We start from the raw sequence: 13,895 nt of genomic DNA on the forward strand, positions 1-13,895 counted from the left end.
AAAGACCATGATCCGCATCCTCACCCTGCTCGCCGCCTGCATCGCGATGGCCCTGCCCTCGGCTGCGTCGGCGGAGCGTGTGCGCGACATCGGCCAGTTCCAGTCGGTCCGTTCCAACCAGCTGACCGGCTACGGCATCGTCGTCGGCCTCGACGGGACGGGCGACGACAATTTCGCCTATGCGACGCAGGCGATGCGCGGCGTTTCGGGCCGCCTCGGGCTGCAACTGCCTCCGGGCGTCAATCCGGCGCTGAAGAACGCGGCGGCGGTGCTGATCACCGCCGAACTGCCCGCCTTCGCTAAGCCCGGCCAGCGGATCGACATCACCGTATCGACCATCGGCAAGGCCAAGAGCTTGCGCGGCGGCGCGCTGATCCTGACGCCGCTCTACGGTGCGGATGGAGAGATCTACGCGATGGCGCAGGGCAACCTGACCGTCGGCGGGCTCGGCATCTCGGCCAATGACGGGTCCAAGCTGACCGTCAACGTGCCGACCGTGGGCCGCATTTCGGACGGTGCCAGCGTCGAACGCGCGGTGAGCACCAATTTCGATTTCACCGAAGTGCTGCGCTGGAACATGTACCACGCCGATTTCCTCACCATCAGCCGCGTGCGCGACGCGATCAACGAACGCTTCCCCGGCATGGCCCGGATCGAGGATGCGGTCACGCTCGCCCTCGCCCTGCCGCCGGGGGCCGACACCCGTGCGACGATCATGGCCGAGATCGAGATGCTGGGCATCACGCCCGCCGAACGGGCCGCCAAGGTGATCGTCAACAGCCGTACCGGCACGATCGTCATCTCCAGCGCGGTGCGCCTCGCGCCTGCCGCGGTGAGCCATGGCAGCCTGGTCGTCCGGATCGACGAGAACCCGACGATCGTGCAGCCCGCACCCTTCTCTCGCGGACGCACCGCGGTGGAGCCCGACAGCACTATCGAGGCTCGCCAGAGCGGCGGCTACGTCACGCCGCTGCCCGCCGGGGCGAACCTGGCCGATGTGGTCGACGCGCTCAACATGCTCGGCGCGAGCCCGGCGGACCTGGTCGCGATCCTCGAAGCGCTCAAGCAGGCGGGTTCGCTGACCGCCGAGGTGGTGGTGATATGACCCCGCTGGGCGCACCCGACTTCTCGCTCGTCCGCCAGCCGGCCCCCGTGGGCGGCCCCGTGCTCGGTCCAGATGGCGGTCCGGGCACCGCCGCGACCGATCAGCGCGCCGAACTGCGCGAGGCGGCGCAGGCTTTCGAAGCGATCCTCCTGCGGCAGATGCTGGCCTCTTCCCGCGCGACCGATTTCGGCGGCGACGACCTGTTCGAAGGCAGCGACGACACCTTCACGCAAATGCGCGACGAACGCTTCGCCGACATTGCAGCCCAATCGGGCCAGCTGGGCTTCGCGGATTCGATCGAGCGCCAGCTCGCCCGGTTCCTGCCCGCAGGGCCGACAGGCACAAGCGAGGGATAAATGGCATCCGATCTGCTCTCCATCGGCGCTAGCGGCGCCCGGGCCGCCCGCGGCGCGCTCGAAATCACGGCGAACAACATCGCCAATGCGTCGAGCGATGGTTACGTGCGCCGCAGCGTCCGGATCGAAGAGGTCTCGGGCGGCAGCATCGCGGGGCGCGGCGGCGATATCTCCGTCTCTGGGTCGCGCGTCGCTGGCGTCCGGCGCAACGCCGATGCCTTCCGCCAGGCCGAATTGCGCCGCACGCAGGCCGATCTGCAGCGTGCCAATGTCGAGCTGGCGGGCCTGCAAAACATCGAGGCTGCGGTCGAGAAATCCGACATCTTCAGCTCGATCGTCGAATTCGAGGCCAGCCTGCAGCAGCTCGCCGGAGACCCGACCGACAGCGCCCGCCGCGCCGCCGTGCTGGGCGCGGCGGATACGATGGCGAACAAGTTCAACATCACCGCCAGCAGCCTCGAATCGGTCGGCGATGGGCTGCGCTTCGACGCCGCTGCCGACGTCGCCGATATGAACACCTTCGGCGACGAGCTGGCGCGACTGAACCTGAGGCTGGCGCGCGCCGGAAGCGGCAGCAACGACCAGGCAGCTTTGCTCGATCAGCGCGACAACCTGCTGGAACGGATGAGCGCGATTGCCAGCATCACCACGAATTTCGGGTCCGATGGCACGGTCGCGGTGGGAATAGGATCGCCTGCCACCCCCTTCGTCAACGGCGGCAGCGCGAGCACGCTGACCTCGGCGGCCGCGGCGGATGGCACCTTGTCCTTTGCCGTCGACGGGCAGGCGATCGCACCGGGTTCGGGCAGTCTGACGGGCGCCTCGCTCGCACTGAGCGATCTGGCGGCGGTCCGCACGCGCCTCGACGCGGCGGCAAACTCGCTCGCCACGACGATCAACGCCGCGCAGGCCAGTGGCGTCGCGCTCGACGGAAGTGCCGGGCAGTCGATGTTCGCGGGCACCACCGCCGCCACGCTGCGCGTGACGCTCACCAGCGGGGCGGGCCTTGCGACCGCGCCGGCGGGATCGCCCGCGAACGAGCGCGACCAGCAGAATCTCGTCGACATGCGGCAGGCGCTGAACGCCGCCAAGCCCGCCGACAACGTGAACTCGATCCTGTTCGACGTCTCTAGCAAGGTCGCCGGACGGGCGGTGACGCAGGGCGCGCTGGAGACCATCGCCTCCTCCGCCCGGATCGCGCTGGAAGAACAGTCGGGCGTCGATCTCGACAACGAGGCGGCGAACCTCATCCGCTTCCAGCAGGCATTCCAGGCATCGGGCCGGGCGATGCAGGTGGCGAGCGACATCTTCGATACCCTGCTTGGAGTCGGCCGATGATCAGCCTGAGTACCGGAGCCTTCTACGAACGCTCGGCCACCCAGATCGGGGCGCTGCGTGCGAAGGCCGAAAGCCTGCAGCAGCAGCTCGGCACGGGCGAGCGGATCGAGCGATCCTCGGACGATCCCGTGGCCGCTTCGCGCCTGCGCATGCTCGACCGCGAGGAGCGCATGAGCGAGGTCGACCTGCGCAATTCGGAAACTGCGGAGAACAACCTCAAGTTCGCCGAACAGGCGTTCAGCCAGATCACCACGATGATCAGCCGGGCGCGCGAACTGGCGCTGCTGGCGGCCAATGATACTACCAGCGACGAGCAGCGCCGATCGATCGCCACCGAACTCGACGGCCTGCGCGCCAGTCTGCTGGGCATCGCCAATGGCCGCAATGCCTCCGGCCATGCGCTGTTCGGCGGGCAGGCCGCCGGCAATGCCTACGCGATCGACGCGGGCACCGGCGCGGCGACCTATGTCGGCACCGCCACGCTCGACCCGGTCGAGATCGGCGATGGGCAGTCGATCGTCCCCGGAAACACCGGTCCGCAGGTGTTTGCATTCGAAAACTCCAGCGGTGCCCCTTCCGACCTGTTTGCCGAACTGGCCGCGCTCTCCACCGCGATCCGCGGCGGCGGCCAGGCCGCAGCGGAGGCGGCGCGCGACGGAATGTCGATGCTCGACACCGGGTTCGAAAAGGTGACGACCGCGCAGACCGTGCTCGGCTCGCGTCTCGCCTGGGTCGAGATCATGGACGAGCGGCGGGTCGATAATGTCGAGCGGATTACCGAAGAACGCGGCTCGGTCGGCGGCGCTGACCCTGCGGTCACCATGACCCGCCTCAACGAAATGCTGACCGTGCTCGAGGCGAGCCAGGCCAGCTTCGTGAAGCTCGCCAGCCTCAACCTGTTTTCCATGCTGCGCTGATCGCGCGACCTTCTGGGGACTTTCTGACTTATGTACGCGATTATCGGCATTGTTGTTCTGTTGGTGATGGTCTTCGGCGGATTCGTGCTGAGCGGCGGCGCGATGGGCCCGGTGCTGCATGCCCTGCCCTACGAGATGATGATCATCGGCGGGGCCGCGGTCGGCGCGCTGGTGGCGGGCAATTCGCTCGACCACCTCAAGGCGATCGGCGGCGCGTTCGGCAAGATCTTCAAGGGCCCGCAGCACACCAAGCAGGACCATATCGATGCCATCGCACTGACCACCCAGCTGATGAAGGTGCTCAAGACCGATGGTCCCGTGGCGCTGGAAAGCCACGTCAACGAGCCGGAAAGCTCGGAGATCTTCGGCGCCTATCCCAACCTCATGAAGAACAAGCCGCTGATCGCGCTCGTCAGCGACACGCTGACCCTGCTGGTCGTTTCGTCCGGCACGCTCGACACCCATGCGGTGGAAGAGGTGATGGACAATGCGATGAAGACCCATTTCCACGAGCTGCACGAACCCCAGCACGCGCTGCAATCGCTGGCCGACGCGCTGCCCGCGCTGGGCATCGTCGCCGCCGTGCTAGGCGTGGTGAAGACGATGGGCTCGATCGACAAGCCGCCGGAAATCCTTGGCAAGATGATCGGCGCGGCGCTGGTCGGCACCTTTCTGGGTGTGCTGCTGGCCTACGGCATCGTCGGCCCGCTCTCCAGCCGCCTCAAGCAGGTGCTGGAGCAGGACGAGCAGATCTTCCACGCGGTCAAGCAGGTCATCATCGCATCGCTCTACGGCCACCCGCAGCCGCTGGTGGTGGAAAGCGCGCGCTCCGGCCTCGGCCACTCGGTCCGCCCGGGCCTGACCGAGCTGCTCGACGCGCTGCGGGGCCGCTGACATGTCGGCGGGCCGGGGCGACAATCTGGCGCCGATCATCGTCAAGAAGGTGACGGTAGTCGAGGGCGGCCATCACGGCGGGGCATGGAAGGTCGCCTATGCGGACTTCGTGACCGCGATGATGGCCTTCTTCTTGCTGCTATGGCTGCTCGGCGCGACGACCGACGACCAGCGCCGGGGCCTGGCCGACTATTTCGCGCCCACGCTGGTCAAGATCAAGGATAGCGGCGCTGGGGCGAGTGGTCTGCTTTCCGGCGAATCGCTGACCGATGTCGACCCGTATCCGAACCGCCTGGGGCAGACGGGCAGCAAGGACCTCACCATTCCCCGCGATGCGACCGGCGGGCCCAGGGAAGCCACCCGGATGATCGAGCGGATCACCGCACGCACGCGGCAAAAGCTCGAAAGCGACCCCAAGCTCGCCAAGCTGATGAGCCAGGTGAAGATGGTCGACACGACCGAGGGCGTGCGGATCGACCTGGTCGACGATGCCGATTTCTCGATGTTCAACCTCAGCACCACCGTGCTGACGCGCGAAGCATCCGCGCTGCTGCATGCGATCGCGCTGGCGATCGAGCCGGAGGATCGCAAGATCATCGTACGCGGCCATACCGACAGCCTGCGGTGGAAGCATCCGGGGCGGGTCAACAACTGGTCGCTGTCCGCCGGACGGGCCGAGGCCACCCGGCAGGCGCTGATGAACGAAGGCATTCCCGATGCGAGCTTCCGCCGGATCGAAGGCGTCGCCGATACCGAACTGCTGGTGAAGGACGATCCTGCAGACCCGCGCAACCGCCGCATCTCGATCGTCCTCGCCCGCTGACTCCGGGCCGCCCGCCCCGTCAGCCGCGAGCGAATCGTGGCAGGGGCGCCGACCGGGCATGTTCGCACCCGCACAAAAGCTGAGCATTGGTTAACATCGAACCGCTCCCGACCATTCCGGGCAGCGAATCTATAGTTAACAAAGTGATATATTTCGCCTTCTGTCAGAGCACCGGGAAGAACGGGTGCCTGCCCGCGGGATGAGGCGTGCGACAGAGCGCAATCGCCTTGCCCGCCGAGCGATGTCCTGCGTCTTCGCCAGGTCTGGCAGCGCCGTCGATACAGAAGGCACGCGGCGGGAAAGAAGGACGCTGGAAAGAGCGCTGGCGCCGGTCGCCAGTCTCCCGGCCCTACCACCCGATCCGCCACGCATGATCCGCCCAGGAGCGCGCGACGGCATGGGCTGGCCGACGCAAACAGCGTGCTTTCCCCTGCAGGTTTCTCGGTATCATGCGGGGCTCTGGCGCGAGGGGCCCGCTGAGGCGGGCCGCCGGTGCGATGCCCTCGAACGCCGACAGCCAATCATGCACGATCGGTCACCGCAAACCTGCGCGGCCGCTCTCGCGCCCCTGTGCCACAGGATCGCTGCGAAGCGGGATCGGAAGCGGTCGGTCGGCAAGGCCGTGCCCCTGCACCCGCCGCCAGCTGCCCAAATGCAAATGGCCCGCCGCTCGAAAGCGACGGGCCATCCGCCTGTTGGTAGTGGAATTTTCGCGGACTTAGCGCAGCAGCGAAAGGACGTTCTGCTGGCTCTGGTTGGCCTGGGCAAGCATCGCGCCCGAAGCCTGACTGAGGATCTGCGCCTTCGCCAGCGCAGTCGTTTCCGCCGAATAGTCGGTATCTTCGATCCGCGAACGCGCATCGGAGAGGTTGGTGATGTTGTTGTTGAGGTTCGTAACCGCCGATTCGAGCTGGTTCTGCGAAGCACCGAGGCCGGCGCGCACGGTCGAGACCGCCGTGATTGCAGTATCGAACAGAGCAAGCTCCGAGCCGTCACCAGTCAGGGTGCCCAAGTCCACCGCGACCGCCGCACCGAGAGCCGACGTGTCGTCGGCGACATCGGAAGCGAGATCGGCAGACAGGTCGATTGTCACATCGTCGGCGGCGTTCGCGCCGGCCTGGATGCGAACGGCACCTGCGTTACCGGCATCGCCGGTGAACAGCGTCTGGCCGTTGAATTCGGTGTTGCTCACGATGCTCGTAATCTGGGTGGTGAGAGCCGTGAACTCCGCCTTGAGGTTGTTGAGATCCGTGCCCGAATAGGTTCCGTTCGACGCCTGGACGGTCAGTTCGCGCTGACGCTGCAGCATGTTGGTCACTTCGTTCAGCGCACCTTCGGCGGTCTGCGCCATCGAGATACCGTCGTTCGCGTTGCGAATACCCTGGCTCATGCCGCGGACCTGCGAGGTCATGCTGGTCGCGATGGCGAGGCCGGCGGCATCGTCTTTCGCGGAGTTGATGCGCTTGCCGGTGGACAGACGCTCCATCGCGACGCCGAGTGCCTTGTTGGCCGACGACGAGGCATTCGCAGCCTTCATTGCGCTGATGTTCGTGTTGATAACGCTCATTTCCAAAGTCTCCCTGACAAAAAAAATCACTGCCGTGGGGTGGATCGGTTCGCAGCAGCTGGGACACAGACCGGCAGGGATCGGCGGGAATTAAGGGTCCGGCGCAGAAAGATTTACCTTATGCGTATTTTTACCCGTGGTATTTCCCCTCTCTCTAAAGTTAACCCAGTTTTGTCCGTCCCCCGGCAAAAAGCTGCCTCAACGAATGACGTAACAGGGTGGAACGGGGGCCGTCATGCTAGGGGTTAACGAAAGCGCGCGCTTTGCGCGGCAACATGGTGCCGTCGCATCGAGACTTACCGGGATCGCGACGTCGCTGTTCTTCGATCGACCGGTCCAGCTGGTCGATGGCAGCGATCCGAAGAGCAGCCACGAAGGCCGCACCATCGTGCTGGAACGCGCCGGGGCCAACCAGATCGAGGTCTCCGGCAGGGGCGGCACGATCCGCTATTGCGATCCGTCCAGCGAAACGACGATCGCCGCGCTCGTCGCGCTGCTGTGCGCAGGCAACGGCCCGGTGGCGGCAGACCCGGTATCGCTGGCGGTGATCTCGCTCGCCGACCGGCTGGCGCAGACCGACATTCCGGTGCTGATCCACGGGCCGACCGGCACCGGCAAGGAAGTGCTGTCGAAGTTCATCCACGAACGCAGCACGCGCTCGGACAAGCCATTCATCGCGGTCAACTGCGCCGCGATCCCCGAAACGATGCTGGAAGCGCTGCTCTTCGGGCACGAGAAAGGCGCCTTCACCGGCGCGAATGCCAATGGCGAAGGCTTCTTCCGCGCCGCCGACGGCGGTACGCTGCTGCTGGACGAGATCGCGGAAATGCCGCTGGCCCTGCAGTCCAAGCTGCTACGCGCGCTGCAGGAAGGCGAAGTCGTCCCGATCGGCGCGACCAGCCCGATCAGGGTCGACGTGCGGGTGATCGCCTGCGCCAACCGCAACCTGCCGGCAGAGGTCGCGGCCGGGCGCTTCCGCGAAGACCTGTTCTACCGTCTCAACGTGTTTCCCATGACGCTGAACCCGCTGGCCGAGCGGACGGGCGATATCGCCCCGCTCGCCTTCGCGATGATCCTGCGTCACCACACGCGGGGCCGGCAGATCCCGTGGCTGTCGGACTCCGCGCTGGCCGCGCTGCGCACGCACAAGTGGCCGGGCAATGTCCGCGAGCTGGAAAACGTCATCCGCCGCGCGCTGCTGCTGTCGCAGGGGACGGACACCATCGAAACCGAACACATCGTGTTCGACACGCCCGTCCGCTCGGTCTCGGCGCGCGAACAGCCTGCCACGCCGAGCGAACCGCCGGTCCGCCAGGGCGTGTACGAGGTCAAGCCCAGCGGCGCCCGCAGGCTCGCCAAGATCGTGCGTGAATCCGAAGCGACCGCGATCATGGAAACGCTCGACGCATGCAACGGCCGCCGCGCCGAAGCCGCCAGGCAGCTCGGCATAAGCGAGCGAACGCTGCGCTATCGCCTCGCCTCCTTCCGCGAAGCCGGCATCGCCGTGGGCGGTGCACGATGAACCCGGTCTCCGGAGCCGGTGCGGGCGGCACGATCAACCAGGTCATGGCCCTGCGCCAGCAGATCATCGACCGATCGCAGGTGCTGCAGGAGCTGCATCAGGACAAGACGGCCGCCCCGACGCAAACCGGGCCCGCCCAGGAAACCGCCGGCTTCGCCGAGTCGCTGCGGGGCGCGCTGGACGGGGTCAACGCCGCCCAGCAGCGTTCGGGCGAGATTACCGAGGCCTACGAGCGGGGCGAGGTCACCGATATCGCCAAGGTCATGCTCGCCCGGCAGGAAGCGGGTGTCGCCTTCGAGGCCACCCTGCAGGTGCGCAACAAGCTGCTGAGCGCGTACCAGGAAATCATGCGGATGGGGGTCTGATAGATGGCCGGTCTGGTCCCTGCCAACGCGCCGCAAGGCACGCCGCCTCCATCGCGAGGCTCGATCCTCGAACCGCTTACCTCGGGCACCGGCACCATGGGCGAACGCGCCCGTGCCTTTGCCGGACAGCCGCTGGTCAGAAAGGTGCTCCCCTGGTTCGTCGGCATGGCGGGCCTGGGGATTGCCGCGCTGGTGTGGGCAAGCCTCGCCCCCGGGCCGCAGCGCGTGCTCTATTCCTCGCTCGACGATGCGAGCCGCGCCTCGGTGGTCGCCAGCCTCGACCAGGCGGGCATCGGCTACCGGATCAACAACAACACCGGCGCGCTGACGGTGAGCGAGAACGATCTCTACCGCGCGCGCATGCTGGTCGCCTCCGATGGCGCGGTCGCCGCGCCCGAGACCGGTTCCGACATGATCGAGAACCTGCCGCTGGGGGCCAGCCGGACGCTCGAGGGCGACCGGCTACGCGCGGCGCAGGAACGCGAACTGATGCTGACGATCCAGGAAATCGACGGCGTCGAGAGCGTGCGCGTGCACATCGCCAAGGCCGAACGATCGGTCTTCGTGCGCGAGGATGTGGCGCCGTCCGCCTCGATCATGGTGCGCATGGCGCGCGGCCGCCAGCTGGCGGACAGCCAGGTCGCCGCGATCGTCAACCTCGTCGCAGGTTCGGTTCCGGGACTGTCGGTCGATGCGGTCCGGGTGGTCGACCAGCATGGCACGCTGCTGACGGACAAGAGCCACGGCGCGAACAGCGAACGGCTCGATCTGCAGACCCAGATGGAGGCCAAGCTGACCGCGCAGGTCGATCAGCTGCTCTCCCCGATGATCGGGGCCGACGCATTCTCCAGCCAAGTCCAGGTGGAGCTGGACATGAACGAGGTCACCTCGGCGCGCGAAAGCTACGACAAGGACGGCGCGGTCCGCCGCGAGACGACGCAGCAGTCGCAGAGTGCGCAGGCCCCTGCCGGGGGCATCCCCGGCGCGACCACCAACATGCCGCCCGCCGACCCGCAGCTCGCCGACCGTGCGCCGCAGGATACGCCGCCCGCGCAGGGCGCGCAGGCGATGGGCGACAGCTCCGCCTCGCGGACCTACGAACTGGGCCGCGAAGTCTCGGTCTCCAACCTCACGCCGGGCGCACTCAAGCATGTCTCGGTCGCGGTGGCGATCGACCAGAACGCGCTCGCCAATGCGAGCGCCGCAGACGTCAAGAAGATCGAGGATCTGGTCGCCGCGGCCGTCGGCGCGCGCGAGGAGCGCGGCGATATCGTCACCGTGGTCACCCGCCCCTTCACCGAAGCGGTCGTGGACAAGCCGCCATTCTACGAGACGGCCTGGTTCGCGATGGTCGTGCGCAACGGCGTCGCGCTGCTTGCGGTGCTGCTGGTGCTGCTGCTGGCGGTCCGCCCCGCGCTCAAGATGGTGCGCAACAAGACCGGCAGGGCGGCAGAGGACGACGGCGACGCGCAGGCCGCCGACGGCGCGCCGCAGATCCTCCCGCCGAATGGCCAGTACGACCGCGAAGACCTCGACGCGCAGATCGAGCTCGCACAGCGGATCGCGCGTGAACAGCCCGCCGATGCCGTGATGGCGCTGCGCCGGATGCTGGCAGAGCCCGCGCCGGCCCCGGCGCCGGTGGCCGAAGGGACCGCACGATGAGCGATGCCGCCAGCGAGCCCGTGGCCGGGATCGACCGCGCCGCGATCATGATCATGCTGATGAGCGAGGAGGATGCGACCGGCATCCTCTCCCAGCTCGACCCCGACGAACTGCGCCAGCTGGCCGCGCGTATGTGCACGCTGGGCGAGATCGAGCCGAAGTCGATCTCCGAAGCGATCTCGGGCTTCTCGCGCTCGATCGATAGCGGGGCGATCTCCGCCTACGGCCGGGTCGACAGCGTCAAGCGCATGCTCACCAGTGCGGTCGGCGACATGAAGGCGGACAGCCTGATCCGCCAGGTCGCGCCCGAGCAGAAGGCCGAGCTGTCGCCCACGCTGGCGGTGCTGCGCTGGCTCGACCCCGAAGTGATCGCCGAAATGCTCGCCGAAGAGCATCCGCAGGCGATTGCGGTGCTGTTGCTGCAGCTCGATACCGATACCGCCGCCGCCACGCTGGCCGCGCTGCCGCGCGAGCTGCATACGCCGGTGCTGCACCGGGTGGCGCGGCTGGGCCCCGTTTCGCGCCAGGCGATCGCGATCCTCGAAGATACGATCGAGGGCATGATCGAGAAACGCCACGGCTCGGTCCCGCTGACGATGGGCGGGGTCAAGGAAGCGGCGCAGATCATCAATCGCGCGCACCGCAGCGTCGAGAAGGACGTCATGCCGCAGATCGGCAAGATCGACAAACAGCTGCACCAGCAGCTGGAATTCGAGATGTTCAAGTTCGAACATCTCTTCACGCTCGATACCAAGCAGATCGGCGTCTTGTTGCGCGATGTCGAAAGCGAGACGCTGATCAATTCGCTGCGCGGCCTGGGCGAGGAGGATCGCGAGATCTTCTACGGCGCGATGTCGACCCGTGCGGCCGACGGCCTGCGCGACGAGATCGACACGATGGGCAGGATCAAGCGGGCCGAAGTCGAAGCCGCCCAGCGCGAAGTGATCGCGGTCGCCAAGCGACTGATCGCCGATGGAGACCTCGTCATGGGCGATGCAGACGATGACTACGTATAGGCTGCCGGTCAGCGAGATGCGCGCGCGGCGCGGCTTCACGCCCCATGCCGCATTTCATGCCGCCCCCGTCCCGACCGAACAGGCCGGGGCCGCTCCGGCCGACCCGTCCGATCCGGTGGCCGAGGCGCTGGCCCGCGGCCGCGAGGAAGGCCGCGCCGCCGCGATGGCCGAAATCGCGGCGCAGCGCGCGGAGGAAGATGCCGCCCGCGCGGCCATCACGCTCGCCTTCGCGCGCTTCGACGAAGACAGCGCACGGGCCCTGCGCGAACGCCTGCGCGAAACCGTGATCGCGCTGTGCGAGGATGCCATATTGCCGCTGGCGCTCGATACCGACGGGCTCGCCCGCCGGGTCGAGGCGGCCGCCGCGCTGCTCCAGCGCAAGACAGACGAGCGGATCATCCGCCTTCACCCGAGCGATCATGCGCTCGTCATGCCACTGGTCGACGAGTCGCTCACCCTCGTGCCCGACCCGGGCATCGAGCGCGGGGAGCTGCGGATCGATACCGACGATGGCGGGGTGGAGGACGGCCCCGGCCAGTGGCGCCAGGCGATCGCCGAGGCCCTCTCCGCATGCTGAACCTGATCGACGAGACCCTCGGGGATTTTTCCGGCGGATCGATCGATCTCGCGCCGCGGCGCTTCGGCCGCGTGGTCGCCTGCGATGGCGGGCTGATCGAGGTCAGCGGGCTCGGCGTGCCGATCGGCACGGTCTGCACGATCAGCCATGGCGGCGGGCAACAGCACCTCGCCGAAGCGATCGGCTTTCGCAACGGCCACACGATCATGATGATGCTCGGCGACACCGTGCTGCTGCGCCCCGGCGCGATGGTCCGGCCCGAGGGCAAGCCCGGCATGCTGACCGTGGGCAAGGAATATCTCGGCCGCGCGGTCGATGCCTCCGGCCAGCCGATCGACGGCGGCGGCCCTGTGCACGCGACGCGCGAGTGGCCGGCAGGCGGCTGGCGGACCGGCGCGCTCGACCGCGCCAGCGTATCGCATCCCTTCGACACCGGCATCCGCTCGCTCAACGCGCTGACCACGATCGGCATCGGCCAGCGCGTGGGCATCATGGCCGGATCGGGGGTCGGCAAATCGGTGTTGATGGACATGATCGTCGGCGGAGCGCAGGCGGATGCGATCGTCGTCGGCCTGATCGGCGAACGCGCGCGCGAAGTCTCGGATTTCGTCGCCCGCCACATGAGCGGCCCGGCGGGCGAGCGCACCGCGATCGTCGCGGTGCCCGCCGATCATGCCGCCAACCTGCGCCTGCGCGGCGCGATGCTGGCGACCTCGATTGCCGAGGAACTGCGCGCGCAGGGCAAGAACGTGCTCCTGATCCTCGACAGCCTCACCCGCGTCGCGCACGCCGCGCGCGAGATCGGCATGCTGCTGGGCGAGCCGGGCGCGGCCCGCGGCTACCCGCCCTCGGCCCTCTCTACCATAACCAAGCTGATCGAACGGGCGGGCAATTCCGCGCAGAGCGGCGGCGCGATCACCGGCATCTACACCGTGCTCGCCGATGGCGACGACCAAAACGATCCGGTGGTCGACACCGCACGCTCGATCCTCGACGGGCATATCGTGCTCTCGCGCGACATAGCCCAGCGGGGCCGCTATCCGGCGGTCGACGTGGGCGCATCGCTCAGCCGGGTGATGAACGACATCGTGCACCCTGCGCATATCCTGGCGGCGCGGAAGTTCCGCGCCCTGAACGCAACCTACGAAGAGAACCGCGACCTGGTGCTGATGGGCGCCTACCGCCCCGGGCAGGACGCCGCGCTGGACCGCGCGATCGCGATGCACGAAGCAATGTCCGCCTTCCTCGGCCAGGACCTGCACGAGCGCGTCTCGCTGTTCGAGGCGGCCGGGGCGCTGGAGGAACTTTTCGCCGATGACGCCTGAGCAGCGCCGGTTGCGACGGACCCGCCTGATCGAGCGTGTCCGCACTGTGGAACAGCGCCAGTCCGCGCTCGCCGCGGCCGAAGCGCAGGCGCACCGCGCGCGGCTCGACGCGGTCTCGGCCAAGACCCGCGCCCTCGCCGCGCACTATGCCTCGAACACCGGCGCAACCGACGCGCAGGCGCTGCGCCGCAGCGGCGCGATGAGCAGCCAGCTGCGCGAGCTGAGCCACACCGCGGAACGCCACGCGCAGGACGCACGGGCGCAATCCGATGCATCGATGGCGGCCCTCGCCCAGACCGAACGGCGGCGTCGGCGCGCGGAGGAAGACTACCGCGAAGCCGCCGCCACCCTGCGCGAGAAACTGGCCGCCCGCTGAGGTTTCGGCGGCGCATCCGCATCGGTTGGCACGCATCTTGAATGGCCTGCCT

General features: G+C 67.8%; 14 protein-coding genes. 13 read left to right on the top strand and 1 reads right to left on the bottom strand.

All coding sequences use genetic code 11. The features are described from left to right. The first annotated feature begins 7 nt into the window (after positions 1-7). From ACYQ0L_RS05795 to ACYQ0L_RS05820, 6 genes are read left to right on the top strand one after another with little or no spacing between them, the layout of a single operon-like run. A complete protein-coding gene (locus ACYQ0L_RS05795) occupies positions 8-1,105 on the top strand; it encodes a flagellar basal body P-ring protein FlgI (RefSeq protein WP_459788077.1) in 1,098 nt (365 codons plus the stop codon). Further along, positions 1,102-1,461 (top strand): rod-binding protein, encoded by a 360-nt coding sequence (locus ACYQ0L_RS05800; protein ID WP_459788079.1) that lies wholly within the window; start codon positions 1,102-1,104, stop codon positions 1,459-1,461. Before ACYQ0L_RS05795 ends, ACYQ0L_RS05800 begins: the two co-directional genes overlap by 4 nt. Then, a complete protein-coding gene (gene flgK, locus ACYQ0L_RS05805) occupies positions 1,462-2,799 on the top strand; it encodes a flagellar hook-associated protein FlgK (protein ID WP_459788080.1) in 1,338 nt (445 codons plus the stop codon). Beyond that, on the top strand, positions 2,796-3,716 hold the full coding sequence (flgL, locus tag ACYQ0L_RS05810) for a flagellar hook-associated protein FlgL (RefSeq protein ID WP_459788081.1): 921 nt from the start codon (positions 2,796-2,798) through the stop codon (positions 3,714-3,716). Before flgK ends, flgL begins: the two co-directional genes overlap by 4 nt. A gap of 30 nt (positions 3,717-3,746) precedes the next feature. Then, positions 3,747-4,610: a flagellar motor stator protein MotA gene (gene motA, locus ACYQ0L_RS05815; RefSeq protein ID WP_459788082.1), complete on the top strand. Its 864-nt coding sequence runs from the start codon at positions 3,747-3,749 to the stop codon at positions 4,608-4,610. Position 4,611: 1 nt separating this feature from the next. Continuing rightward, entirely contained in the window at positions 4,612-5,433 is an 822-nt protein-coding gene (locus ACYQ0L_RS05820) for a flagellar motor protein MotB (protein WP_459788083.1), read from the top strand. Between the two features lie 718 nt (positions 5,434-6,151). On the opposite strand, the gene ACYQ0L_RS05825 is transcribed toward ACYQ0L_RS05820, so the two are convergent. Continuing rightward, positions 6,152-7,000 (bottom strand): flagellin N-terminal helical domain-containing protein, encoded by an 849-nt coding sequence (locus ACYQ0L_RS05825; protein ID WP_459788084.1) that lies wholly within the window; start codon positions 6,998-7,000, stop codon positions 6,152-6,154. 235 nt (positions 7,001-7,235) lie between these two features. On the opposite strand from ACYQ0L_RS05825, the gene ACYQ0L_RS05830 reads away from it, so the two are divergent. The 7 genes from ACYQ0L_RS05830 to ACYQ0L_RS05860 are packed head-to-tail and all read left to right on the top strand — an operon-like array spanning position 7,236 to position 13,843. Continuing rightward, positions 7,236-8,522 carry a sigma-54 interaction domain-containing protein gene (locus tag ACYQ0L_RS05830; RefSeq protein ID WP_459788085.1) on the top strand — a complete coding sequence of 429 codons (1,287 nt, stop codon included), beginning with the start codon at positions 7,236-7,238 and terminating at the stop codon, positions 8,520-8,522. Continuing rightward, complete coding sequence (gene fliE / locus ACYQ0L_RS05835) at positions 8,519-8,887, top strand: flagellar hook-basal body complex protein FliE (RefSeq protein ID WP_459788086.1); 369 nt, start codon at positions 8,519-8,521, stop codon at positions 8,885-8,887. The genes ACYQ0L_RS05830 and fliE overlap by 4 nt, the downstream gene beginning before the upstream one ends. 3 nt (positions 8,888-8,890) lie before the next feature. After that, positions 8,891-10,549: a flagellar basal-body MS-ring/collar protein FliF gene (gene fliF, locus ACYQ0L_RS05840; protein ID WP_459788088.1), complete on the top strand. Its 1,659-nt coding sequence runs from the start codon at positions 8,891-8,893 to the stop codon at positions 10,547-10,549. Continuing rightward, positions 10,546-11,565, top strand: coding sequence for a flagellar motor switch protein FliG (locus ACYQ0L_RS05845; protein WP_459788089.1), 1,020 nt, complete (start codon positions 10,546-10,548; stop codon positions 11,563-11,565). The genes fliF and ACYQ0L_RS05845 overlap by 4 nt, the downstream gene beginning before the upstream one ends. Continuing rightward, on the top strand, positions 11,552-12,142 hold the full coding sequence (locus ACYQ0L_RS05850) for a FliH/SctL family protein (protein ID WP_459788090.1): 591 nt from the start codon (positions 11,552-11,554) through the stop codon (positions 12,140-12,142). Before ACYQ0L_RS05845 ends, ACYQ0L_RS05850 begins: the two co-directional genes overlap by 14 nt. Further along, positions 12,136-13,467, top strand: coding sequence for a FliI/YscN family ATPase (locus ACYQ0L_RS05855; protein WP_459788091.1), 1,332 nt, complete (start codon positions 12,136-12,138; stop codon positions 13,465-13,467). The genes ACYQ0L_RS05850 and ACYQ0L_RS05855 overlap by 7 nt, the downstream gene beginning before the upstream one ends. Beyond that, complete coding sequence (locus ACYQ0L_RS05860) at positions 13,457-13,843, top strand: hypothetical protein (protein WP_459788092.1); 387 nt, start codon at positions 13,457-13,459, stop codon at positions 13,841-13,843. The genes ACYQ0L_RS05855 and ACYQ0L_RS05860 overlap by 11 nt, the downstream gene beginning before the upstream one ends. Positions 13,844-13,895: the final 52 nt, after the last annotated feature.

The sequence above is a fragment of the Alteriqipengyuania triglochinis genome, assembly GCF_054655655.1.